The organism is Enterobacter sp. SGAir0187 (assembly GCF_002952735.2).
GTDB classification, from domain to species: domain Bacteria; phylum Pseudomonadota; class Gammaproteobacteria; order Enterobacterales; family Enterobacteriaceae; genus Enterobacter; species Enterobacter quasiroggenkampii.
In genome coordinates, this window is record NZ_CP025034.2 from 306,992 (window position 1) to 332,505 (window position 25,514).

The 25,514-nt window shown below is 61.0% G+C and carries 6 protein-coding genes; 2 read left to right on the top strand and 4 right to left on the bottom strand.

Features of this window, described 5'->3' with window-relative positions:
* Positions 1 to 27: 27 nt before the first annotated feature.
* From CWR52_RS01480 to CWR52_RS01495, 4 genes are all read right to left on the bottom strand, one after another.
* Positions 28 to 1,203 carry an HlyD family type I secretion periplasmic adaptor subunit gene (locus CWR52_RS01480; protein WP_104948611.1) on the bottom strand — a complete coding sequence of 392 codons (1,176 nt, stop codon included), beginning with the start codon at positions 1,201 to 1,203 and terminating at the stop codon, positions 28 to 30.
* The gene (locus CWR52_RS01485) at positions 1,200 to 3,380 is read right to left on the bottom strand and encodes a type I secretion system permease/ATPase (protein ID WP_104948612.1); all 2,181 of its coding nucleotides are present in this window, start codon (positions 3,378 to 3,380) and stop codon (positions 1,200 to 1,202) included. Before CWR52_RS01485 ends, CWR52_RS01480 begins: the two co-directional genes overlap by 4 nt.
* Before the next feature lie 72 nt (positions 3,381 to 3,452).
* The gene (locus CWR52_RS01490; RefSeq protein ID WP_104948613.1) at positions 3,453 to 21,458 is read right to left on the bottom strand and encodes an Ig-like domain-containing protein; all 18,006 of its coding nucleotides are present in this window, start codon (positions 21,456 to 21,458) and stop codon (positions 3,453 to 3,455) included.
* 121 nt (positions 21,459 to 21,579) lie between these two features.
* Positions 21,580 to 22,917 (bottom strand): TolC family outer membrane protein, encoded by a 1,338-nt coding sequence (locus CWR52_RS01495; RefSeq protein WP_104948614.1) that lies wholly within the window; start codon positions 22,915 to 22,917, stop codon positions 21,580 to 21,582.
* Between the two features lie 740 nt (positions 22,918 to 23,657).
* Here CWR52_RS01495 and CWR52_RS01500 point away from each other — a divergent pair.
* Both CWR52_RS01500 and CWR52_RS01505 read left to right on the top strand, forming a co-directional pair.
* On the top strand, positions 23,658 to 24,401 hold the full coding sequence (locus CWR52_RS01500) for a DeoR/GlpR family DNA-binding transcription regulator (protein ID WP_104948615.1): 744 nt from the start codon (positions 23,658 to 23,660) through the stop codon (positions 24,399 to 24,401).
* A gap of 13 nt (positions 24,402 to 24,414) precedes the next feature.
* A complete protein-coding gene (locus CWR52_RS01505) occupies positions 24,415 to 25,482 on the top strand; it encodes an oxidoreductase (protein WP_104948616.1) in 1,068 nt (355 codons plus the stop codon).
* Positions 25,483 to 25,514: the final 32 nt, after the last annotated feature.

The following is a 25,514-nucleotide window of genomic DNA, read 5'->3' on the forward strand; positions in this document are numbered from 1 at the left end:
GCGTTCGGTCTCCCGAACGCCCTTCACTTATCTTTCCCGCAGTGCCTCTTTTGCCTTGTTCAGCGGTTTCAGCAGATAATCCAGAATGGTTTTGCTGCCGGTTTTAATATCAACGGTGGCAATCATGCCCGGAAAGACCGGAAATTCCTGCCCTTGCTTATTGGTCAGATGGTTACTGTCGGTACGAATATAGACGCGATAGTAATAAACATCTCTTTTCACCTCATCCTGCAGGGTGTCCGGCGAAATCATGGTCACTTCCCCTTCCAGCCCACCGTAAATGGAGTAGTCATAGGCCGTCACTTTCACCAGCGCCTTCTGGCCGGGATGGATAAACGCCACATCGCGCGGCGAAATTTTCGCTTCGACCACCATCTGATCGTCAAGCGGAACCAGACTCATCAGCTTGCCGTTCGGCGGGATGACGCCGCCCACAGTCGTGACGTCAATATCCTTCACGATCCCGCGAACCGGCGCATTGAAGGTCAGTCGGGTCAGGGAGTCTTCCCGCCCCTTCATCACCGAACGCTGGGCTTCAATCTCCGCATTGGCTTTCGCCAGCTCTTCGCGGGCGCGGACGTAATACTGGTTTTTCATCTCGGTGATTTTATTCTCAAGCTCATTTTTTTGACGCTCAAGACGCAGCACCTCCACCTTGCTGGCCGCCCCCTGGGTCACCAGCGGACGGGTCAACGACAGCTCGCGTTGCACCAGCTCGGCCCCCTGATGTAAGCCAGCCAGCCCTTTTTCAAGGCTCTCGCGACGGGACTGATAGAGCGCCGTTTCCTGCTTAACCAGCTCAACGTCGTCATCCAGCTCCTCGGGAAACGTCAGCTCCGTGTCGTTAACTTCAGCCTTCAGGCGTGCCGCCGTCGCCAGCGCCGCATTCAGACGCGACTCACTCTCCAGCACGCTCGACTCGGTTTTCGTCCGATCAAGCTGCGCGAGCTGCTGGCCGCGCTCGACGATGTCGCCTTCGCGCACCATCAGGCTGTGGATAATGCCGCCTTCCAGGGACTGGATGACCTGCTCATGAGAAGACGGTATCACCTTACCGCTGCCGGTCGTCACCTCATCAAGATGGAACAGGCTCGCCCAGACGATAAACACCACCAGCAGGGCGAACAGGGACCATGCCACCAGGGTAGAGCGCGGAAGGCGAGGCTCCTTCAGTCGGCTATTAAAACGGGAGAAATCATTCATGCCGCGCCCTCCTCTGCAACCACCGCCGGTTTCATGGTCACGGTGCGCTGGGCTGCCTTTTGCGGCGCCATACCATGCTGGTGCAGGATGGCGTCGCGCGGGCCGTCCATCACCACCTTGCCGTTTTCCAGCACGATGATGCGGTCGACCAGGTCCAGAATCGGCAGGCGATGCGTCGCCACCACCAGCGTCCGGCGCTTACCCAGCCATGTGTGAAGATGCTGAATAAACTGCTTCTCGCTCATTTCGTCCAGCCACGCGGTAGGTTCGTCCAGCAGCAGAATAGTCGGCGAGGTGATCAGGGCGCGCGCCAGCAAAAGCGCCTGACGCTGCCCCCCGGAGAGGCCCGTTCCACCCTCGTTGATGATGGTGTTCAGCCCCATTTTCTGTTTGCGCACAAACTCCAGCGCGCCGCTGTTGACCAGCGCCTGGTGAATCTCATCGTCGGTCGCCAGCGGGTTACCCATCAGGATGTTGTCCCGCACGGAGCCAAAGAACAGACGGGCCTGCTGGCTCAGCAGCTGCATGTCGCGACGCACGTCCGCCGGGTCGAGATGATTAAGGGCAATATCGTCCAGCAGAATGCTGCCCTGCTGCGGCTCCTGCATGCCCGCCAGAAGCTGTAACAGCGTGCTTTTGCCGGAGCCATTGCGCCCGAGCACCGCCACACGCTCTCCAGCGCGGATCTGCAGCTTGCTGATGTTGAGCACGGTGAGTTTCTCTTCTTCGTCATAGTAGAAGCCGACGTCTTCCAGCCGGTAATCCCCGCGCAGGTGGGCTTTGTGCACCTTCTTCCCGTGCTGCGGATCGTCAATCGGCCGCTGCATCAGGTCGTCCAGCCCCTTGCGGGCCACTTTTGCCGACTGCCAGCGCGACAGCACGCCAGAGATCTGCGACAGCGGCGCAATGGTCCGCGACGCAAGAATCGAGGTACCCACCAGCGCACCGGTGGTCATGTCACCGCTGATGACCAGATAGCAGCCCACCAGCAGCACTACCGCATAAACAATGGACTGCACCTCCTGTGTCCAGGTAAGCAGCAGGCCCGTCAGCCAGCGCTGCTTCATGCCGACGCTGGCGGCGACGTCGTTGGTGTTATTCCACTGATTCTGGAAACGCTGCTCGGCGCGCATCAGCTTGATGTCTTCAATGCCCTGCACCGCTTCCACCAGCGTGGCGTTACGTATGGCAGATTCACGCATCCCTTCGCTGGAGAGTTTCCCCAGCGGGCGCTGCACCAACAGGCCCGGAATAAGCAGCAGCGGCACGGCGAGCAGGACCACCAGCACCAGCGGACCGCCAATCATCCACAGAATGAAGACGAACAGCAGGAAGAACGGCAGATCGGAGAGGGCCGCAATGGTCGTCGAGGTGATCAGCTCGCGCACCGACTCCAGCTCGCGGATCTGCGCGATAAACGATCCGGTTGATTTCGAGCGTGCGCCGTTTTTAATCCGCAGCGCGTGGGCAAAGACGCGTTCAGAGATGCGCAGATCGGCGCGCTTCCCCACCACGTCAGAAATGTGTACGCGCAGCATGCGCATGATGAATTCGAACACGATGGCAATCATCACGCCGCCAAACAGCACCCACAGCGTGGCTTCTGACTGCGACGGTACCACCCTGTCGTAGACCTGCATGGAGAAGACCATGCCGGAAAGCGCCAGCACGTTGGCGACCAGCGCCACCAGCATAATGTCGCTGTAGCGTCGCCAGTCCTTCAGCGCCAGCTGCCAGAACCAGTTTTTCTCATACGGTTTGATGTAGTCATCCACGCGGGCATCCGGCGTGGACTCGAGCGGGCGCAGCACCATCAGGCCCTTTAATCGCGACCCGAGCGCCTCGCGCGTTAGCGTCGTCTCCAGGCCGCCGTCGCCGCTGAACTGCAGGCTGACGTTGCCTTCGTTGTCCATGCGGTTGATCACCGCAATCTGCCCACCGGTGAATTCTGCCAGCAGCGGCAGACGCCACGGATCGAGGGATGCCGCTTCTGCCGCCACCACACGCATCCCCAGCCCAAGCTGGCGCGCCATCTCCTCCAGCACCAGCTGGCGCGGCGACTGGCTTTCATGGTTAATCGTGACCCGAACGTGCTCCACCGAAAAGTCCAGCCGGTAGTGCTTCGCGATGATGAGCATGCCCTGCAGCCAGGGTTCGTACTGTGGATGTGTCTTCATAATCTCCGGGGTAACGCAATTCGTGTAAAGAAACGCCAAAAGGCCGCGGGGATCGCTCCCCGCGGCGTTGTTTTACGCAATTAACAGTTGATGGTTCGCCAGCAGCGTCGCCAGATCCGTCTGCACGCCGTTCAGCGTCACCAGGGTGGTTGGCGAGAACTGACCGCCGGTACCGTCCAGGTCAACCTGGATCTCGGTATTGCTGCCGTTCTGCACCACGCGGATGTAGTCGGTGATGTTGCCCGCGCTGCTGTCCAGCGTGGCCACGCCGTCCACATAGCTCGCCGAGCCCGTGCCGGTATAGCCGCTGCCAGAGAGCAGATCGCGCAGGTCAATACGATCCGTGTCCGCGGTCCCTTCCCAGGTGCCGACGGTGAAGCCGTTCACCACATCATGACCGTTACCGCCCGTGGCATCCGAGGCGTTGATCAGTTTGTAGAGCAACGTATCGTGACCGCCGCTGCCGATGTTGAAGGTGTCGTTTCCGCCGCGGCCTTCGAACCGGTTATCGCCGCTGTTGCCAGTGATGACGTCGTCGTAATCCGAGCCGTTAATCCCTTCAATGTTCAGCAGACGCGTGGTGCCGAAGCCGGTGTCCTGCGCGGTTGAGAGTCGCAGATCCACGGTCACGCCGGAGGTCGCATTGCGGTAATCCACCACGTCCATCCCACCGGTGTTGCTCCAGGTGTCATGGTCGGAATGAGTAGTCCAGCCGCCGGAACCGTTGTAGGTATAAGTGCCATTTTCAGCGATAAAGGTGTCGTTATACCCGGTTCCGGTAATGGTTCCACTGTGGCCGCCAGTGGCCGCTTCGGCCGTCAGGACGTAGCCCTCTTTGCCGTTGCCCGCCTCCAGGCCGCTCCAGGTGACGTTATCCGACACGCCGTTGGTGATCTTCAGGATCTCGGCCGAATAGGTTTCATTCGGATCCAGCCCGTAGAAGCTCACCAGCGCGGACGTATCGTTCGACCCGATACCGGACTGGGCGTTGATGATCTGCGAGGCCACCAGCACGCCCGCGGCGTTGTACAGGTTGACCGTATTGCCGTAGTAGGCGTTGATGCCCTCACTGTCGACAATGTGCAGATGCATTGCGGTGCCGTCGGCAATGGTTTTGCTGTTTTGCACCAGCACCACCTTGCCGTTCTGCTGGGAGACCAGCAGATCCTGCGCACCGTCCCAGTTGTAGTCCACTGCCGCCACGCCGGTGGCGTAAGTAATGCCTGAAGCCAGCTGGCTGGCGGTCCAGGTGGAACCGTAACCGTTGTTGGTGAACAGGGTCGCCGTCTGTGAACCGCCGTAGGTGCTGAGCTTAACGATGTCCATCTGCCCGTCACCGTTCCAGTCCACCGCCACCGACAGATAGCCCGCCGTGGCGTTAGAGGCCTCTACCGCGCTTTTGGTGGTGGCGAGCTTCCCGGTACCGTCGTTGTAGTAGATCACACCGCCGTTGTTGTTGTAGCTGCTGCCCAGGTACAGATCCATGTAGCCATCGCCGTTGAAGTCTGCCCACGTCATGGACGCCGCCGTGGTGGTGTTCGCGGCGTTGACCACGAATACGTTGGTCATGTTCTGGCCGATGGAGAGCGTGCCGTTACCGTTGTTGTTGATCACAGTTAACGAGTACGCGCCGCTGCGGTTTGTGTGCTGGACAATATCCACCGTACCGTCGTTGTTCAGGTCAACGCCGGAAATTTCGCGCATGGTGGTGAATTGTCCCCAGAACCCCGCGCCGCCGTTGGTGCCGTCAGGCGAGAGAACCCCGTTGTTGTTGATCAGGTACGTTATAGAGTCTGCACCCGCATCGCCGTAGGCCAGATCCAGATAGCCATCACCGGTTTTGTCGTAAGCAATCACGCCGCCGTACCAGATGGTGGTCCCCATCGCCAGCTGGCTGGCGTTATAGGTGCTGCCATCGTAGGTCCACATCACCTGCGTTGACCCGGCGTAGGTATTCTCGGTCGCGAAGATATCCTGCGTGCCGTTACGGTCAAAGTCGGCGGCGGTCTGGCTCACCACATAGTAGCCGCGGGTGTTGGTCAGCGTGTTGCCGGCATAGGTCGAGCTATCGCTGCTGGAGTAAGACTGGCCGTTAGCGATGATATTCCACAGACCGCTGCTGTTCATGCCGAGGGTCATGGTGGAGTTGTTGCTGTTCCCCGCCGTGGTTGCCCAGTCGGTATTCACCGAGGTGGTGTCAATCACCAGGCTGCCGGTCGTCGTACCGGTGGTGTTGCCGTTACCCGCGCTGCTCTTCACCTGCGCCGTGACGCTGTAGCTCGCCACGCTCAGGGCATCGCCGTCCGGGATCTGCAGATACCAGGTGTTGTGATCTGGATCGACCACCACCGCACCGCCCGTCTGGGAGGTGTAGGTTTTGCCATTTACCGTCACCACCAGGTATTCGCCGTTCACCAGGTCAGCGGAGACAGTACCGGTGACGATCGGCGTGGTATCCGACGTGGTTTGCGCGGTAATCGCCGCCGTGGTGGTCGGAATGCTGGTATCGACGTTCAGCACAAAGCCGTCGGATTCCGTGTAGTTACCGGCCCTGTCGGTGACGCGCACGATGTAGGTGTGATTCCCGTCGCTCAGGCCGTTGTCCTGGAAGGACCAGCTCGCGCTGCCGTTCATGGTCACCTGGCCGAGCAGGATCCCGTCACGGTAAAGCTGCACGATCTCGCCGTCGTCCGGGGCGCGGTTAAGCGTCCCGTTGATCAGCGGCGAGTTATCGTCCGTTGCCACCGCACTGCCAAAGGTGCCCTGACGCTCACCTTCGCCGTCGGTATAGCTCACTACCGTGCCTACCGTGGTCGGCGGCGTGGTGTCTACCGTGACGACCTGAGACGCGGTGGAACCCACGTTGCCCGCCTGGTCGATAATCCGCACCTGGTAGGTGTAGTCACCGTCAGGCAGATCGCGGGTATCGGTGTAGCTCCAGCGCTGGTTGGTGACCGTGGTATCGAGCCAGGTATTCCCGCCGTCGAGGCTGATCTGTACGCGCTCGTCGTTTGCCAGCGCGCTGCCCAGCGAACCGTTGATGGTCAGCGTGGTGTCCATGGTGATGAAATCACTCCCGGACTGGCCGGTATCTTCGCTGATGCTGTCGATGGTGACGCCGTACTGCGGCGCCTGCGTATCCACCGTCACCGCCTGCGAGGTGGTGGCCCCGACGTTACCCGCCTGGTCAACAACCCGCACCTGGTAGTTATGGCTGCCGTCGGTCAGGGTACGCGTGTCGCTGTAGCTCCACTGCGTCCCGCTGACGGTGGCGTATACCCAGGTGGTGCCGCCGTCCATGCTCACCTGCACGAATTCACCCGCGCCGAGTTCTGCGCCGAGCGTTCCGTGCAGCGTGTACGAGGTCGAACTGGTCAGGAAGTCGTTATTGTCGAAGCCGGTATCGACGGTGATGTTATCCACGGACACCGTAATCGCCGCATCCGGGGCGACCGTATCGACGGTCACCTGCTGATGGGCGCTGGCCCCTACGTTACCGGCGGCATCCACCACGCGGACGTAGTAGTCATAGGTCTGGTTACCCAGCGTGCGGCTATCGACGTAGTACCAGCTGTTGCCGGTGACGATCACGTTCTGCCAGGTGACGCCGCCGTCGATGCTGATCTGGGCGTATTCGCCGTCGGCCAGCGTCGCGCCGAGCGAGCCGTGCAGCGTCAGGGACGTATCATTAGTGATAAAGTCGCTGCTGCTCAGCCCGGTATCGTCGCTGATGCTGTCGATGGCGATGGTTTTGCTGGCGTCCGGCGCAACGGTATCAATGGTCACCACCTGGCTGGCGGTGGCGCTGATGTTGCCCGCATCGTCAATCACGCGCAGCTGGTAGTTGTAATCCCCGTCGGCCAGCGTACGACCGTCCACGTAGGTCCAGGTCAGGCCGCTGACGCTGACGTCGGTCCAGGTGACGCCGCCGTCGAGACTGATCTGCGCGTGGTCACCGCTGCCCAGCGCCGCGCCCAGCGTCCCTTTAAGGCTGATCTGGTTGTCGCTGGTGATAAAGTCGCTGCCGGACAGGCCGGTATCCTGCGTAATGGAATCCACGGTAATGGTGGTTGCCGCAGGCTTCGTCAGGTCAATCACCACGTCCTGGCTGTCCGTGGCCCCCACGTTGCCCGCGTTATCAATCACGCGCACCTGGTACTGATACGTCCCGTCCGTCAGGGTGCGGCCATCGGCGTAGCGCCAGGTGGTGCCGGTCACGGTCAGGTCAATCCAGGTGGTGCCGCCGTCCAGGCTAATCTGCGCCTTCTCGTTATTGCCGAGCTGCGCGGTCAGCGAGCCGTTGACGACGACCTGGCTGTCGTTGGTGATGAAATCCGTTGCGCTCAGGCCGGTGTCGTTTTGCAGAGAATCAATAGCGATACCCATCGACGGCGCGGTCAGATCGACCGTGACGGTATGGTTATCGCTGGCGCTGTTGCCGATGGTATTGCTGACCTGCGCGTTAATCACGTACGAGCCGCCGTCTGCCAGCGCGGTCACGTCAGCGCTTCCCACCGTGTAGCTCCAGGTACCGTCATTCTGGACGGTAGCCGCATAGGTTTTACCGTTCAGCGTGATGGTCACCGTCTGGCCTGCCGGCGCATCGGTGGTGCCGCTGATGACCAGCGGCGTGCCGTGCTCGGCGGCGTTGACGATGTCGTCCTGTGCAAAGGTGTTAATAGTGATGGTTGGAACATCGCCGTTCAGCGTCACGTCGTGCGTTGCGCTGCCCGGGTTGCCCGCCTTGTCGCTTACCGACGCGGTGATGGTGTACTCCCCGTCGCTCAGGCCGAGGAAATCACGGCCCGGCACGAAGACCGACCACGATCCGTCCGCCCCGACGGTCGCCTGATAGCTGTGCCCGTTGAAGGAGACGGTCACCGTCTGGCCCTGCTCCGCCGTGGTCGTACCACGGATGGTCTGGCCCGCCAGCTGCTCGGCGTTGTTGACGATATCGTCATCGGCCACGGTGCTGATGGTTACGGTTGGCGCGACGGTATCGACCGTTAAGGTGTGCGTGGTCTGGCCGTTATTACCCGCTTTATCGTTGACCGAGGCAGTGACCGTCAGCGTGCCCTGGCTCAGGGCGGCCAGGTCGGCTGCCGGAACATCCAGCGTCCAGGTGCCGTCGCTGCCGACAAGCGCAGTGTAGGTTTTGCCGCCCAGCGTTACGGTAACGGTCTGACCCTCCTCCGCGCTGGAAGAACCGTGCACGGTCAGCGGCTGCTGCGCTTCCGCGGCGTTCAGCATGTCGTCACCCGACAGCGTCGCAATGCTCACCACTGGCGCGGTGGTATCCACGCTGATGCCGTGCGTCGCCGAGGCGCTGTTGCCCGCGCTGTCCTGCGCCGACACGGACACCTGATAACTCGCGCCATCGGCCAGAGCGCCCACGTCGGCGGCCGGTACGGTGGTCGCCCAGGTACCGTCGCTCTGGATCGTGGCCGTATAGGTCTTGCCGTTCAGGGTCACGGTGACCTGCGTCCCGCTGGCGAACTGCGCGCTGGAGCCGTTAATCACCAGTGATGAACCGGCTTCAGCCGCGTTGATTACGTCGTCACCGCTAACGGTGTTCACCGTCAGCGCCACGGAGGCGGTGTTGACCACCACGTCATGGGTCTGGGCACTGCTGTTGCCTGCGCTGTCGGTAATGGTCGCGCTGAGGGTCACGGTGCCGTCGGTCAGGGCGGAAATCACGCTGGCCGGAACGCCTACGCTCCAGTTGCCGCTGGCGTCAACGGTGGTGGTGTACTGGTACGAACCGAGGGTGATAACTACTTTATCCCCGACGTTCGCGCCGGTTGCCGACCCGCTGACGATCTGCGCCTGGCCGTGCTCCACGCTGTTAATCACGTCATCGCCCGCCACCACGTTAAAGCTGACGGTCGGCGGCGTGGTATCAATCGTAATCGACTTGCCCGCGCTGCCCGAGTTCCCCGCGGCGTCGCTCACACTCACCTGCACGGTATAGCCGTTATCCGCCAGTGCGGAGAGGTCGGTTCCCGGCACGTTCACGCTCCAGACGCCGCCCTGCTGCACCTGGGCGGTATAACTCTTACCGCCCAGCGTCACGGTGACCGTCTGCCCGGTTTCCGCCGTGGTGGTGCCGGAGATGGCCACGCCCGCAGCCGCTTCGCTGCTGTTAATCACGTTATCGCCTGCGATCGTATCAATGGTCACGGTTGGCGCAGTCGCGTCCACGCTGTACTCCCGGCCCGCCGACGCGCTGTTGCCGTGCGCGTTGGTGACACTCACCTGCACGCTGGCGTCACCGTTTTTCAGGCCCGCGAGATCCCCAGACGGCACGGTGGCCGTCCAGTTACCGTCAGCATCCACCTTCGCGGTGTACGTCTTGCCGCCGAAGGTGACGGTAACGGTCTGGTTTTCCTCCACGTTCGAGGTGCTGCCGGACAGCACCAGATCCGCGCCTTTTTCTGCCGCGTTAATCACGTCGTCGGTAGCAATCGCATCAATGCTGATAGCCACCGCCGCCAGATCGACGGTCATGTCATGGCTGATGGTCACCGGGTTGCCCGCCGCGCTCTGGCCTGCAACGGTCACGGTGACCGTACCTGCTGCGAAGGCCGCGACGTCTGCCGCCGGGATCGCCGCGCTCCAGGAACCGTCTGCCAGCACGGAGGCTGCATAGGTTTTGCCATTGACGGTCACGGTGAGCGTCGTGCCTGCCGCCAGCCCGTCGCTGGTGCCGGAGACGATCAGGTTTTGAGTATGTTCGATGCTGTTGATCACATCGTCGCCCGCCACGGTATCCACGCGCAGGCCCGGCAGGTTAGCGTCGATCGCGATGTCGCGCTCGCCGGTCCCGGTGTTGCCGTGGCCGTTGGTGACGGTTGCTGACACGGTCAAATCGCCATTGCCCAGCGCCGTCAGGACGGACTCCGGCACGTTGACGGACCAGGTCAGATCGCTCTGCACCGTCGCGGTGTAGCTGTTGCCGCCAAGGGTCACGGTGACGGTATTGCCCGCTTCCGCGTTCGTTACCTTGCCGCTGAGGGTCTGGCCCGCGGCCACTTCCGCCGCGTTGATGACGTTATCGCCCGCCACGGTGTTGATGGTCACGGTTGGCAGCGCGGTATCCACCAGCAGGTTCGCGGTGTTGCTCACGCTGTTGCCCACGCCGTTGGTCGCGCTCGCGCTCAGGGTGTAATTCGCTTCGCCCAGACCCGCCAGATCCGCTGCCGGAACGGTCAGGCTCCAGGTGCCGTCTGTCGCGGTCGTCGCCGCGTAGTTTTTGCCGTTCAGGGTCACGGTCACCACGGTGCCTTCCGCCAGGTTGGCGCTGGTGCCGCTCACGCTCAGATCCTGACCTTTCTCCACCGCATTCAGCACGTTGTCACCGCTGATGGCGTTGAAGGCCACGGACGGCAGGCCGGTATCGACGGTCACGTTATGGCTGCCGGTGCCGGTGTTGCCCGCCGCGTCGGTGACGGACGCCGTGACGGTCACGGTGCCGTCGCTGAGGCCGGAAATCACGCTCGCCGGTACGCCCACGCTCCAGTTCCCCGCCGCGTCCAGCACGGTGGTGTACGTCTGGCCGCCGAGGGTGACGGTGACCTTATCACCCGCGGCTGCGCCGGTGGCGGTACCGCTGATGATGTGCGCCTGGCTGTGTTCTGCGAGGTTAATGACATCGTCACCCGCCACGGTATTGATGGTCACCGCCGGAATGGTGACGTCCACCGTCAGGTTGTGATCAACCGACGCCGGGTTGCCCGCCTTGTCGCTGACCGATGCGGTAACGGTCACGCTGCCGTCCGTCAGGGCCGCAACATCGGCCGCCGGGACGTTCAGCGTCCAGCTGCCATCCGCGCTGACGGTTGTGGTGTAGTCTTTGCCGTTCAGCGACACGGTCACCGTCTGGCCCGCTTCGGCAGAGCTGGTACCGGACACGGTCAGTTCGCTCTTCGCTTCGGTGGCATTCAGAATGTCGTCCGTCGCCAGGGCGTTAATCGTGACGGTCGGCGCGGTGGCATCCACGCTGTACTCGCGGCCCGCCGAGGCGCTGTTGCCGTTCACGTTGGTGACGCTCACCTGCACGCTGGCATCGCCGTCCTTCAGGCCAGCCAGATCCGCAGACGGTACGGTCCAGGTCCAGTTGCCGCTGTCGTCTACTGTCGCACTATAGATTTTGCCGTTCAGGCTGATGGTCACGGTCTGCCCGGCTTCCACGTTGGTGGTCGCACCGGACAGCACCAGATCCGCGCCCTTCTCCGCCGCGTTAATCACGTCGTCGGTCGCAATCGGATTGATGCTGATGGCAACGGTCGCCAGATCTACCGTCACCTCGTGGCTGATGGTAATCGGGTTACCCGCAGCGCTGTCGCCAGTGACGCTGATTTTGACGGTGCCTTCCGGCCACGCGCTCACGTCAGCAGCCGGGATCGCCGCGCTCCAGGTGCCGTCCGCCAGCACCGTGGCCGCATAGTCTTTGCCGTTGATGGTGACGGTCAGCGCCGTGCCCGGTGCCAGCCCGTCGCTGGAGCCGGTGACGATCAGGTTCTGACTGTGCTCGATGGTGTTGATTACGTCGTCACCCGCAACGGTGTCCACGCGCAGGCCCGGCAGGTTGGCATCGATAGTGATATCGCGCTCGCCGGTGCCGGTGTTGCCGTGGCCGTTGGTGACGGTTGCCGTCACGCTCAGGCCGCCGTTGCCCAGCGCGGTCAGCACGTCAGACGGCACGTTGACGGACCAGGTCAGATCGTTCTGCACCGTTGCGGTGTAGCTGTTGCCGCCAAGGGTCACGGTCACGGTATTGCCCGCTTCGGCATTCGCCACGGTGCCGCTCAGAGTCTGGCCTGCGGCCACTTCCGCCGCATTAATGACGTTATCGCCCGCCACGGTGTTGATGGTGACCGTTGGCAGCGCGGTGTCTACCAGCAGGTTCGCGGTGTTGCTGACGCTGTTGCCCACGCCGTTGGTAGCGGTCGCGTTCAGGGTGTAGTTGGCCTGCCCCAGACCGGCCAGATCCGCTGCCGGAACCGTCAGGCTCCAGGTGCCGTCTGCCGCAGTCGTCGCCGTGTAGTTTTTGCCGTTCAGGGTCACGGTCACCACGGTGCCTTCCGCCAGGTTGGCGCTGGTGCCGCTGACGCTCAGATCCTGCCCCTTCTCCACCGCGTTCAGCACGTTATCGTCGCTGATGGCGTTGAAGTTGACCGATGGCAGACCGGTATCGACGGTCACGTTATGGCTGCCGGTGCCGGTGTTGCCCGCCGCGTCGGTGACGGATGCCGTGACGGTCACGGTGCCGTCACTGAGGCCGGAAATCACGCTTGCTGGTACGCCCACGCTCCAGTTCCCCGCCGCGTCCAGCACGGTGGTGTACGTCTGGCCGCCGAGGGTGACGGTCACCTTATCGCCCGCTGCCGCGCCGGTGGCGGTGCCGCTGATAACGTGTGCCTGACTGTGTTCAGCCACGTTAATCACATCGTCACCCGCGATGGTGTTGATAGTGACCGCAGGAACGGTCACGTCCACCGTCAGGTTGTGGTCCACGGACGCCGGGTTACCCGCCTTGTCGCTGACCGATGCGGTAACGGTGACGCTGCCGTCGGTTAATCCTGCCAGATCGGCCGCCGGAACGTTCAGCGTCCAGCTGCCATCCGCGCCGACGGTTGTGGTGTAGTCTTTGCCGTTCAGCGATACGGTCACCGTCTGGCCCGCTTCGGCGGTACTGGTACCGGACACGGTCAGATCGCTCTTCGCTTCGGTGGCATTGAGAATGTCGTCCGTCGCCAGGGTGTTAATGGTCACGGACGGTGCGGTGGTATCCACGCTGTACTCGCGGCCCGCCGAGGCGCTGTTGCCGTTCACGTTGGTGACGCTCACCTGCACGCTGGCGTCGCCGTCTTTCAGACCCGCCAGGTCGGCGGCTGGCACCGTGGTCGTCCATTTGCCGTCGGCGCCAACGGTCGCGATGTAGCTCTTGCCGCCGAAGGTGATGGTAACGGTCTGGTTTTCCTCAACGTTAGAGGTCGCCCCGGAGAGCACCAGATCCGCGCCCCTCTCGGCCGCGTTAATCACGTCGTCGGTGGCAATCGCATCGATGCTGATGGCAACGGTCGCCAGGTCCACCGTCACATCGTGGCTGATGGAAACCGGGTTACCGGCGCTGCTCTGGCCCGCAACGGTCACGGTGACCGTGCCTGCCGCCAGCGCGCTGACGTCTGCCGCCGGAATGGCCGCCGTCCAGGTGCCGTCCGCCAGTACGGTGGCCGCGTAGGTTTTGCCGTTGACGGTGACGGTCAGCGCCGCGCCCGCCGCCAGCCCGTCGCTGGTGCCGGTGATAATCAGATTCTGCCCGTGTTCGATGCTATTGATCACGTCGTCGCCCGCTACGGTATCCACGCGCAGTCCCGGCAGGTTAGCGTCTATCACGATTTCGCGCTCGCCCGTTCCGCTATTACCCACGCCGTTCGTGACGCTGGCGGTCACCGTCAAATCGCCGTTGCCCAGCGCCGTCAGCACAGATTCAGGCACATCGACGGACCAGGTGAGATCGTTCTGCACCGTTGCGGTGTAGCGGTTGCCGCCAATGGTCACGGTCACGGTGTTGCCCGCTTCGGCATTCACCACCTTACCGCTGATGGTCTGGCCGGCAGCCAACTCCGCGGCGTTAATCACGTCGTCGCCCGCAATGGTGTTGATAATCACGCCCGGCAGAACGGACTCCACGTTTACGGTGTGTGACGCGCTGGTGCTGTTACCGACGCTGTCCGTTGCCGATGCGGTGACGGTATACAACGCCTCGCCCAACTGACCGACTTCGTTCGCCGGAACGGTGGTGGTCCATTTTCCGTTATCGTCCACCTGCGCGCTGTACGCTTTGCCGTTCAGCATCACGGTCACCACCGCGCCTGCCGCCAGGCCGGAAGCCGTACCGGAGAGGGTCAGATCCTGGGTTTTCTCGGTGTTATTGATCACATCGTCACCGGAAACGGTGTCAATGGTCAGCCCCGGCGCGGTCAGGTTCACCGCCACGCCGTGCGTGGCGCTGTTGCTGTTGCCCGCTTTATCGGTCAGCGCTGCGGTAATGGTGTAATCCCCGGCGGCCAGCGCGGTGACGTCCGCCGCAGGCACGCCCACGCTCCAGTTGCCGGAGGCGTCCAGGGTGGCGGTGTACGATTTGCCGTTGAGGGTGACCGTGACCACGTCGCCCGCCGCCGCGCCCGTCACGGAACCGGTGACAATCAGGGCTTGCGCATGCTCGGCGCTGTTGATCACGTCGTCGTCGGAAACGGTGTGAATGGTCAGCTGTGGAACGGTGGTATCCACCAGCACGTCGCGGTCCGCCGAGGCCGGGTTACCCGCTTTATCCGATACGGCGGCGCTGACGGTGTAGTTCCCGTCGGTAATACCGCTCAGATCCGCGGACGGCACGGTCACGCTCCAGCTGCCGTTTGCCTGCACGGTGGTGGTGTAGTCCACGCCGTTCAGCGTCACGGTGACGGTCTGGCCCGCTTCGGCGTTGGTGACGCCGTTAATCACCAGATCCTGCTGCGCTTCGGCCGCATTGATGATGTTGTTGTCGCTAACGATGTCAATAGACACCGTCGGCGCGGTCGCGTCCACGCTGTACTCGCGGCCCGCCGAGGCGCTGTTGCCGTTCACGTTGGTCACGCTCACCTGCACGCTGGCATCGCCGTCCTTCAGGCTGCCCAAATCGGCAGACGGTACGGTCGCCGTCCAGTTGCCGCTGGCATCCACCGTCGCGGTGTACGACTTGCCGCCGAAGGTAATGGTAACGGTCTGGTTTTCTTCCACGTTGGTGGTCGAGCCGGACAGCACCAGGTCCACGCCTTTCTCCGCCGCGTTAATCACGTCGTCGGTGGCAATCGGGTCAATGCTGATGGCGACTGCCGCGAGATCCACCTTCACGTCATGGCTGATGGAGACCGGATTCCCCGCGGTGCTTTGCCCCTCCACGGTCACGGTGACCGTGCCCGCAGCCAGCGCGCTGACGTCTGCCGCCGGAATGGCCGCCGTCCAGGTGCCGTCCGCCAGTACGGTGGCCGCGTAGGTTTTGCCGTTGACGGTGACGGTCAGCGCCGCGCCCGTTGCCAGACCGTCGCTGGAGCCGGTGATAATCAGGTTTTGAGCGTGTTCGATGCTATTGATCACATCGTCGCCTGCCACGGTATCGACGCGCAGGCCCGGCAGGTTGGCATCAATCGTGATGTCGCGCTCGCCGGTGCCGGTGTTGCCGTGGCCGTTGGTGACGCTGGCTGACACCGTCAGATCGCCGTTACCGATGGCGGTTAAGACCGAGGACGGCACGTTGACCGACCAGCTCAGATCGTCCTGAACCGTCGCGGTATACGTATTGCCGCCGATGGAAATAGTGACAGTGTCACCAATCGCCGCACCGCTCACTTTCCCGCTCAGGGTCTGCCCGCTAGCCACTTCCGCCGCGTTAATGACATCGTCCGTGGCGACCGGGTTGATGGTGACCTGCGGCAGCGCGCTGTCGACCAGCACGCTATGGCCGGTGCTCGCGCTGTTGCCCGCGGCGTCAGTCACGCTCGCCGTCACGGCGTAGCTCGCTTCGCCCAGCGCCGAGACGTTTGCCGCCGGAACGGTCACGCTCCAGCTCCCGCTCGCGTCGGTGGTGGCCGTATAGCTGATGCCGTTCAGGGTCACCGTAATGGTCGTGCCATCCGGCTGGTTACTGGTGCCGGATACCTGCAGATCCTGGCCTTTCTCGGTCGCGTTGATCACGTCGTCAACCGCCAGGGTATTGATGGCAATGACCGGCGCGGTCAGGGAGACGTCAAATTCGTGCGTCGCGGTGGCGCTGTTACCGGCTTTATCGGTAAGGGTCGCGGAGATCGTCTGGTCACCATTGGCCAGCGCGCCCACGTCCGCCGCAGGAACGCCCACGCTCCAGCTGCCGGACGCGTCCAGCATGGCGGTGTAGTCTTTGCCGTTCAGGGTCACGGTGATCACGTCGCCCGCCTGCGCGCCCGTCACCTTACCGGAGACGATCAGCGCCTGGCCGTGTTCGGCAATATTCACGATGTCGTCGCCGGCAACGATGTTGAAGGTGATCTGCGGCACGGTGGTGTCCACCAACACCGAGGATCCAGCGCTGGCCGGGTTACCTGCTTTATCGGACACGGATGCCGTGACCGCCGCGCTGCCATCGGTAATGCCTGCCAGATCCGCCGCAGGCACGTCGAGCGTCCAGCTGCCGTCCGCCTGCACCTGCGCGCTGTACTGATTGCCGTTGAAGGTCACGGTGACCGTCTGGCCTGCTTCGGCCGTAGACGTCCCGCTCAGGGTCAGATCCTGCGTCGCCTCAGCCGCATTCAGCATGTTATCGCCGCTGATGGTATTGATGGTCACCGTCGGCGCGGTGGTGTCGACGCTGAATGCCTGCGCCGAAGAGGCCGTGTTGCCGTTCACGTTGGTGACGCTGACCTGCACGCTGGCGTCACCCTCTTTCAGGCCGCTCAGATCGGCAGCCGGAACGGTCCAGGTCCAGTCGCCGTTGCCATCCACCGTCGTGGTATACGTTTTCCCTGCGAAGGTGATGGTGACGGTCTGGCCCGCTTCAACGTTGGATGTCGTACCGGACAGCACCAGATCCTGGCCTTTTTCCGCCGCGTTAAGCACGTTGTCGTCGGTCACGCTGCTGATGGTGATGGCGACCGGCGCGAGATCGACGTCCACGACGGTCCCGATGGTTACCGGGTTGCCGGAGGCATCCTGCGCGCTTGCCTTGATATCCAGCGAGCCATCTGCCCACTGGAACACGTCCGCCGCCGGTACCGCCGCCTGCCAGGTACCGTCCGCCAGCACCGTTGCGGAATACGCTTTGCCGTTGATGGTTACGGTGACGGCACTGCCCGCCGCCAGATCGGTGCTGGTGCCGGACACAATCAGGTTCTGCGCGTGTTCAATCACGTTGATCACGTCGTCGCCTGCGACCGTATCAATACGCAGCCCCGGAAGCTGGGCGTCGATGGTGAAGTCGAGAGAAGAAGAGCCGGTATTGCCGTGCGCGTTGGTCACGCTGGCGGAGACCGTGAGGTCGCCGTTGCCGAGCGCGGTAAGCTGGCTCTCGCTTAACGGCAGGCTCCAGGTCAGATCGTCCTGCACGGTAGCGGTGTAGGTCTGGCCGCCAAGAATAATAGTGACAGTGTCACCTGCCGCCGCGTTCGTCACCTTACCGGTCAGGGTTTGCCCTGCCGCCACTTCCGCCGCGTTAACGATATTGTCGCCCGCCAGCGTGTTGATCGTCACCACCGGTAGCGAGCTGTCCACCAGCACATCGTGTGTGGCTGAGGCGCTGTTGCCTACGCTATCGGTGACGCTCGCCGTCACGGTGTAATTCGCTTCGCCCAGCGCCGAGACGTTTGCCGCCGGAACGGTCAGGCTCCAGTTGCCGCTGGCGTCAGCGGTGGCCGTGTAGTGAACGCCGTTCAGGGTCACCGTGATAGTCGTGCCTTCCGGCTGGTTGCTGGTGCCGGAAATCTGCAGAGCTTCGCCTTTCTCAGCCGCGTTGATCACGTCGTCCGCCGCCAGCGTGTTAATACCGATGACAGGCGTCACGGTATTCACCACCACATCCAGCGAAGTGCTTCCGGTATTACCGGACCTGTCGGTCACGGAGACGTCGATGGTCCAGGTGCCGTCCGTCAGCCCCTGTACGACAGACGCCGGCAGGCCAAGGCTCCAGTTGCCCGCCGCATCCACCACGGTGGTGTAATCGACGCTGTTAATGGTAATGGTCACAAGGTCGCCCGCTGCCACACCGGTGACGGAGCCGCTCAGGATCTGCGCCTGTGAATGGGCGAGCTGGTTAACGGTGTTGGTGTCGGTGACAAAGTCGTTAATGGTCACCTGCGGCACGGTCGCGTCCACAAGCCCAACGCGGTCGGCGCTGCTGCTGTTGCCCGCCACGTCGCTCACGGTGGCCGTCACGGTCACGATGCCATCGTTGAGGGCGCCGACGTCAGCCGCCGGTACGATCAGCTGCCAGGTACCGTCCGTCTGGACCGTGGTCTGATACGTTTTGCCGTTCAGCGTCACGGTGACCGTCTGGCCGGGTTCCGCACCGCTGGTGCCGCTCAAGGCTAAATCCTGCTGCGCCTCAGCCGCGTTGATGATGTTGTCGGCGGTCAGATTATCGAGCGTAATCGCTGGCGGCAGCGTATCCACCGTGACCACGCGCGACGCGTCGGCACTGTTGCCGTTGACGTTCGTGACGCTGACGCTCACCTGCGCGCGCCCGTCGATCAGGGTTTCCATGGCGCTGGCAGGCACGGTCAGGCTCCAGGAGCCGTCCTGCTGCACCTGTGCGGTAAAGGTCTGGTCGGCGAATTTCACCACCACGGTCTGCCCCGCCTCCACGCCCTGCGTCTGGCCGGAGAGAGTTAAATCGGCGCCTTTTTCTGCCGCATTCAGCATGTCGTCGCCGGAGACGGTATCAATGGTGACCGCCACGGCGTTCAGATCGAGTTCAATCGGGTGTTCAGCCGCAACGGGATTGCCCCAGGCATCTACCGCGCTGACGCTCACCGTCATGCCGCCCGCCGTCCAGGCCTGCAGGTCCGCGGCCGGAACGCCGATCTGCCAGTGGCCGCTGGCGTTCACCGCGGTAACGTACTCAACGTTATTGATGGTGACGGTAATCTGCGTGCCGGCAGCCAGATGGGTGCTGGAGCCGGTGACGGTCAGATCCTGCTGCTGCTCAATGGCGTTGACCACGTCATCGCCGGAAATGGTATTCACGCGCAGACCCGGCAGCTGCGCGTTGATGTTGATATCGCGCTCGCCGGTGCCGGTATTGCCGTGCGAATTGGTCACCGACGCCGTGAAGGTTAAATCGCCGTCTCCGAACGCCTGAAGATCCGCTGACGGGATTTTTACGCTCCAGGTCAGATCGCTGCCCACCGTGGCGGTGTAGCTCTTGCCGCCCACGGTGACAGAAATGGTATCGCCCGCCGCCGCGCCGGTGACGCGACCGCTGAGCGTTTGATCCACACCCGCTTCGGCGTGATTGACCAGGTTGTCGCCCGCAAACGTATTGATGATGACCTGCGGAAGGACGGTATCCACCAGCAGATTCGCTTCGGCAGAACCGCTGTTACCCACGCTGTCGGTACCGCTGACGCTGACGGTGTAAAGCGTGTTCGCCAGATTCAGGACGTCGGACACCGGCACCTGGACCGCCCAGATGCCGTTTTCAACAGTGGCCAGATAGCTGACGTTGTTCAGCGTCACGGTGATGGCGCTGCCGTCAGGCAGGTTGCTGGTGCCGGTCAGGCTCAGCGGTTGCATTGCCTCCTGAGCATTCAACACGTTGTCCTGGCTGATGGTATCAATCGTAAATTCTGGCGGGTTGCCGCTCAGCGTAATGCCGTGTGTGGCGCTGCCGGTGTTGCCTGCCGCGTCGGTCACGGAAACTGAAATCGTATGGTTACCTTCCCCCAGCGCGCCCAGCACGGACGCCGGAACGCCTACGCTCCAGCTGCCGTCCGCCAGCACCACGCCGGTGAAGGACTGGCCGCCAACGGTCACGGTGACCACATCCCCCGCGGCGGCGCCGTTTGCCTGCCCGGAGATAATCTGCGCCTGATCCTGCTCGCTGGTATTGAGAATATCGTCGCCCGCCACGGTATCGATGGTGACGACCGGCGCGGTGGTATCCACCGCAAAATCGGCGGTGACAGACGAGCCGTTGCCCGCTTTGTCGCTGACGTTCACCGTCAGGGTGTGATTGCCCTCGCTGAGCGCCTGCACGTCGTTCGCGGCAAGCGTGACGGACCAGGTGCCGTCGCTGCCCACCGTGGCGTTGTAGTTTTTACCGTTCAGCGTGACCGTGACGATCTGACCGGCTTCCGCATTCGTTTTGCCGGTCAGCGTCAGCGGCTGGCTGTGCTCGGCGGCATTAATGATGTTGTCCTGCGCGAGGGTATCGACAGAGAGGGTTGGCGCGACGGTATCCACGCCGATTGTCTGGCTGCCGCTCACGGTGTTACCCGCCGCGTCTTTGCCGCTGACGTTGACCGTCCAGGTGCCATCACCCAGCGCCTGCGCGTCGGCCGCGGGTACGTTAACGCTCCACGTCCCGTCAGCGCCCACCTCGGTCGCGTAGGTTTTACCGTTCAGCGTCACGGTAAGTTCGGTGCCCTGCGCCAGATTCTTGCTGGCGCCGGAGAGCGTAAAGCCTGCGGATTGCTCGCTGGCGTTAAGCACGTTATCACCCGCCGTGGTGGCCAGCGTAATGGCGGCCTCGGCGGTCGAGACCGTTACGGTGATATTGCCCGCATCGGTAGTCTTACTGCCGTCGATCTGCACCACCGACCAGGTGTGTTCCCCGTCCGTCTGGGTCGGTAATTTTACCGTCCAGGTACCCTCTTTACTCACCATGGCGCTGGCGATGGTGCTGCCGCTGCTGTCTTTGATCTGGATCGTCGCGCCCGGCTGACCGGTGCCGCTAAAGGTTGGCGTGTTGTCGTCCGTGATCGCGTTTGCTGTCAGCACGCCCTGCTTGTCACCCGCTTTATCCGACAGCAGGAAGGTTGGCGTGGCGCTTTCCACCTCTTTCGTATTATCAATAACTTTTGTTTTCGTATCGCCGTCGCCGCCGTTTGCCAGCAGCGCCCCGATGGCACCGCCGCCTAACGCAGCCCCGGCAATCCAGCCCCACGGCGCGTCGCTTAAGACACTTTCCTGCTCCAGGAAAGGTTGAATGCTGCTAATCGGTGTGGCCTGCGCGGTTAACTCGGTCACCGCCACGCCTGATGCTTCCCCGGCATCGGCAAAGGAAATATGCGTCAGTTCCTGACGATCGTTGAATACCAGCTCTGACTGAGTATGCGTTTCAGGATCTTCAACAAAATAGTTATTGCAGCGAATCACGCTGCCATCTTTCATATAAATGAGGAGGTCTTTTCCCTGGCGGACATAACGCGCCACATCCTGAGCAGAACCCTGGATTTCAATCACGCTCGGGGAGGAAATTGAGACCGACAAATTCCCTTCGCCGGTTAATTTCGTTTTCTCCGCCGTTTTGCGAATGATGACATCAACAACCTTTATGTTACTCATATTTCTCTCCTTGCAGGTGTACGGATTCCTGTGGATATGTCCACCAGACGGATGTAGCTATCCCTGGGAAAAAACACCCATTATTTTCAGACTTATTTTGCGCGACAATACGCGTCTTTTTTTAACTCAAATCGGGTAGTTTTGCGGCAGCGTTTTTCTCTATTCCAATAAGCGGCATTAAATTATCAACCGCGGAAGCATAATTAATTGCCGAACTCCAGCCATCATACTCAGCGATTATTTTCGCCGAGGTGGCCTGCCAGACATCCTGCTCAACGCTGAGCAGATCGTTAATGCTCCGCTTGCTCAGGGTGTACTCATTTTTATAGACATCACGGGCGCGCAGGGCATTTTCCATCTGCTGTTTCCCGGCCTCCATTCTTCCCCGTGCACCGGTCCAGTCCGCCTGCGCGACGGAGGCTTTTTGCAGGACATCGAAACGCGCCTGATCGACCTGAGAGGAGGCCATCGCCCGTGCCCCTTCAGCCTGCCGCACGCGTGCAGAGACCGCGCCGCCCTGATAAAGCGGTGCGTCAATGTTGAGCTGGATCTGGTCGTCCCAGTACGAACGGTTGTCCGACTCGTAACGGGTACGTCCGCCCTTCAGGCTTAGGGTCGGCCAGTGCTGGGACTTCGCCGTTTCCACGCCATACTGGGCAGAGCGCTCCATGTTTTGCGCGGCCATAACCGCCGGTATCAGCGAATAATCAATGCGGTTGAGCGAATCAGGCTCAACCGCGAGATTTGCGGGTACAGGCGAAAAGTTATCGGCCTGCATTCCGGTTAATACCGCGAGCCTTGCGCGGGCGCTGTTTAAGGCGGCGTGATACTGCGCAACCGTCGCCTGCATGCCGGCAATACGCGTGCGGGTCTGGAGCTCATCGGAGGTCGAGCTCACGCCCGCGTCGGCGCGCAGCTTTGCCAGCTGCTCAACATTTTTTAGCGCCTGAACGTTCTCCTTTGCCGCCTGCAGCAGATCGGCATAGCGTTTGACCTCGACATAGCTCAGCGCCGTTTTTTCCGCCACGTCAGAGAGTGTGCTCATCAGCTGGTAGCGGTAGCTATCGCGCTGGGCGGAAGACTGGCTGATGCTGTTATTGGTCTTGCCAAAGTCATATATCAGCTGCGTCAGGCTCAGCCCCCACGCGGCTGAATTCTTCAGCGACCCGCTGGAATCGGTGGTCTGGCTATGGCCCGTGCTGCCGTTCAGCGATATTTGCGGCATCCAGCCGCTGCGCGCTTCATCTATTTGCGCCTGACCAATACCGAGTTGCGCGGCCTGTTGACTAATCGACGGATCGCGATCGATAGCAAAAAGAATACTTTCTTTTAAGGTTGTCGTGGCAACCGGGGCAATACCCACCTGACTACTATTGGCGTACGCCGTATTTATGGCTAATGAAATGAATGCCAGTGCTGCTGTAAATCGACGTAACATAGGCTTTCGCAATATCGTCATTTTTATCTCCCTGACTCTGAGTGACACTGAAGCAATTACCCAAAAAGAGGTATAGATAATTAGACAAATATCTTATTTCGCATCCTTGCCGAATTTTAGGTAAAACTCCCCATACCCATTTACTCTGGAGATGAGATCTGCCTGCGTCTTATTTAAATTAAGAATTTACTTATTTCCTAAAGTGGTTAGCAGCATAACAAAATGCGTTATAAGCCACTACACCCCCAATGTTAATGTGGTGTTACAATTAAGAAAAAAGATGGGGTTTCTGGACAAAACTCTTAAAATGACCTTTCAGATGAAACATATAAACCGACTGTTATTTAAGGAAAATTCTTAATTCGTTACCTGCACATTTTTGCGTTAATTTCCGGGCGGGTCAGACACAAAGATTTTCAAAGAAGTGTCAATTTAAGTAGCCAAACAAGTCAAATTAGAATTTAATGCTATTAATAAACTAATTAAAGCAATCAAAAACCACACCAAAAATATTAAACAGAATAAAAATCCAGACAATAGGAATGCAGTGGTTACATAACCCAAATCGTTAAATAAAACATAACAATAACATTGTGGTTAACATTCAAAACGGCTTACTTATACCTGTTTAATAAAATTTTAATAATCACGCATCTGAATCATCACGCCTCTCCCCGACACCAAAACGACGTTGCCCTTTTCTCTGCGTTAAAATGCTGTATTATGCAAACTATTGCGACATTTTGCAGGAATGCACACCGATGCACAAAACCGCACGACAACGCCACGTTCTGGATATCCTGAGCGAGCAAGGCCAGGCCAGCATCACCGAGCTGGCAGAAAAGCTGCAGGTTTCAGCCGATACCATCCGTCGGGATCTGACCGACCTGGAAAACCAGGGGCTGGCGCAGAAGAACCACGGCGGGGCCATCGCGCTGAATCTTTCCGCCATGAATCGCCAGGGCCGCAATACGCTGCTGCCGGAAACCAAACAGCGCCTGGGAAAACAGGTCGCACAGCAGGTTCCTGCGGGTTCTACCCTGTTTCTGGATGCGGGCAGCACGGTGATGGCTGTCGCTTCCTTTCTTCGCGGGCCGCTCACCGTCATTACCACGTCGCTGGACATCGCCCAGCATTTTAGCGACCGGGAAGACGTTGAGCTGATCCTGCTCGGCGGGAAATGGGACCATAAGCAGCGCCTGTTTGCCGGAAGCGCCACCTTGTCCTTGCTGTCCCGCTATCGGGCAGATATCGCCATCCTCGGGGCGTGCGCCATTCATGCTGAACTCGGTTTGAGCGCCGGTAAAGAAGCGGATGCCGAGGTTAAGCGCGCGATGCTTGACGCAAGCTATGCGCACTGGATTGTTGCCGACCACCTGAAAGTCAACCGCTGCGAGCCGTATCTGGTTTCCGGGTTATCCAACATTCAACAACTCTTTTTAGATCGTCCCTGGCCAGAGCTTGGGGACCCTGGCGCATTGCAGGTCACGGTGTGCGCGAATTAACGTGGAGAAGTTCATGAGTACAGTTCGAACAATTAACATTGCGCTGATCGGGTATGGATTTGTGGGCAAAACCTTCCATGCCCCGTTAATCCAGTCTGTGGACGGGCTTAAGCTGGCAGTGGTCTCTTCTCGTGATGAAGAGAAGGTGAAACGCGATCTGCCGGACGTAGAGGTGGTCGCCACCCCTGAAGAGGCTATTCAGCATCCTGATGTTGACCTGGTGGTGATTGCCGCCCCCAACGCCACGCACGCCCCGCTGGCGACGCTGGCTCTGAACGCCGGCAAGCATGTCGTGGTGGATAAGCCTTTCACCCTCGACATGCAGGAAGCCCGCGACCTGATTGCGCTGGCCGAGGAAAAGCAGCTACTGCTTTCTGTCTTCCACAACCGCCGCTGGGACAGCGATTTCCTCGGCATTAAGCAGGTCATTGAGCAAGGCACGCTCGGCAAGGTTAAGCACCTGGAGTCGCATATCGACCGCTTCCGCCCGGAAGTGCGCGTGCGCTGGCGCGAGCAGAACGTCCCCGGAAGCGGCTTATGGTTTGACCTGGGTCCTCATCTTATCGACCAGACGCTGCAGCTCTTTGGCCTACCGCAGTCGGTTCAGGGGAATATCGCGACGCTGCGCGACGGCGCAGAAATCAACGACTGGGCGCACGTGGTCTTAAACTATCCGGAGCATAAGGTGATTCTGCACGCCAGCATGCTGGTGGCAGGCGGTACGGCGCGCTTTGCCGTCCACGGGGACAAGGGCAGCGTGGTGAAGGCCAGAATCGATCAGCAGGAAGCACAGCTGCTCTCCGGGGTGATCCCGGGCAGTGAAACCTGGGGCGAAGACATCGACAGTATGGTGTTCTTTGGCGCTGACGGCGCATCGCAGACGATCCCTACCCCGAAAGGCGATCAGCGCCAGTATTACATCAACGTGCGTGACGCGCTGCTTGGGAAAATCACCAATCCTGTCCACCCGGTTGAGGCACTGGCAGTCATGGCCGTGCTGGAAGCGGCGGTGACGTCGTCGGAGACGGGGTCAACGCAGGCGCTGGCATTAACAGCTGAAGAGCGTGCTTTGCTGGGTTAAAAACAAGCCGGGTGACGCGTAGCGATCCCGGC

What these genes read in the sequence shown, in the direction of transcription:
- CWR52_RS01480 (WP_104948611.1), bottom strand. Translation starts at nt 1,203, where the DNA reads ATGAATGATTTCTCCCGTTTTAATAGCCGACTGAAGGAGCCTCGCCTT.
- CWR52_RS01485 (WP_104948612.1), bottom strand. Translation starts at nt 3,380, where the DNA reads ATGAAGACACATCCACAGTACGAACCCTGGCTGCAGGGCATGCTCATC.
- CWR52_RS01490 (WP_104948613.1), bottom strand. Translation starts at nt 21,458, where the DNA reads ATGAGTAACATAAAGGTTGTTGATGTCATCATTCGCAAAACGGCGGAG.
- CWR52_RS01495 (WP_104948614.1), bottom strand. Translation starts at nt 22,917, where the DNA reads ATGACGATATTGCGAAAGCCTATGTTACGTCGATTTACAGCAGCACTG.
- CWR52_RS01500 (WP_104948615.1), top strand. Translation starts at nt 23,658, where the DNA reads ATGCACAAAACCGCACGACAACGCCACGTTCTGGATATCCTGAGCGAG.
- CWR52_RS01505 (WP_104948616.1), top strand. Translation starts at nt 24,415, where the DNA reads ATGAGTACAGTTCGAACAATTAACATTGCGCTGATCGGGTATGGATTT.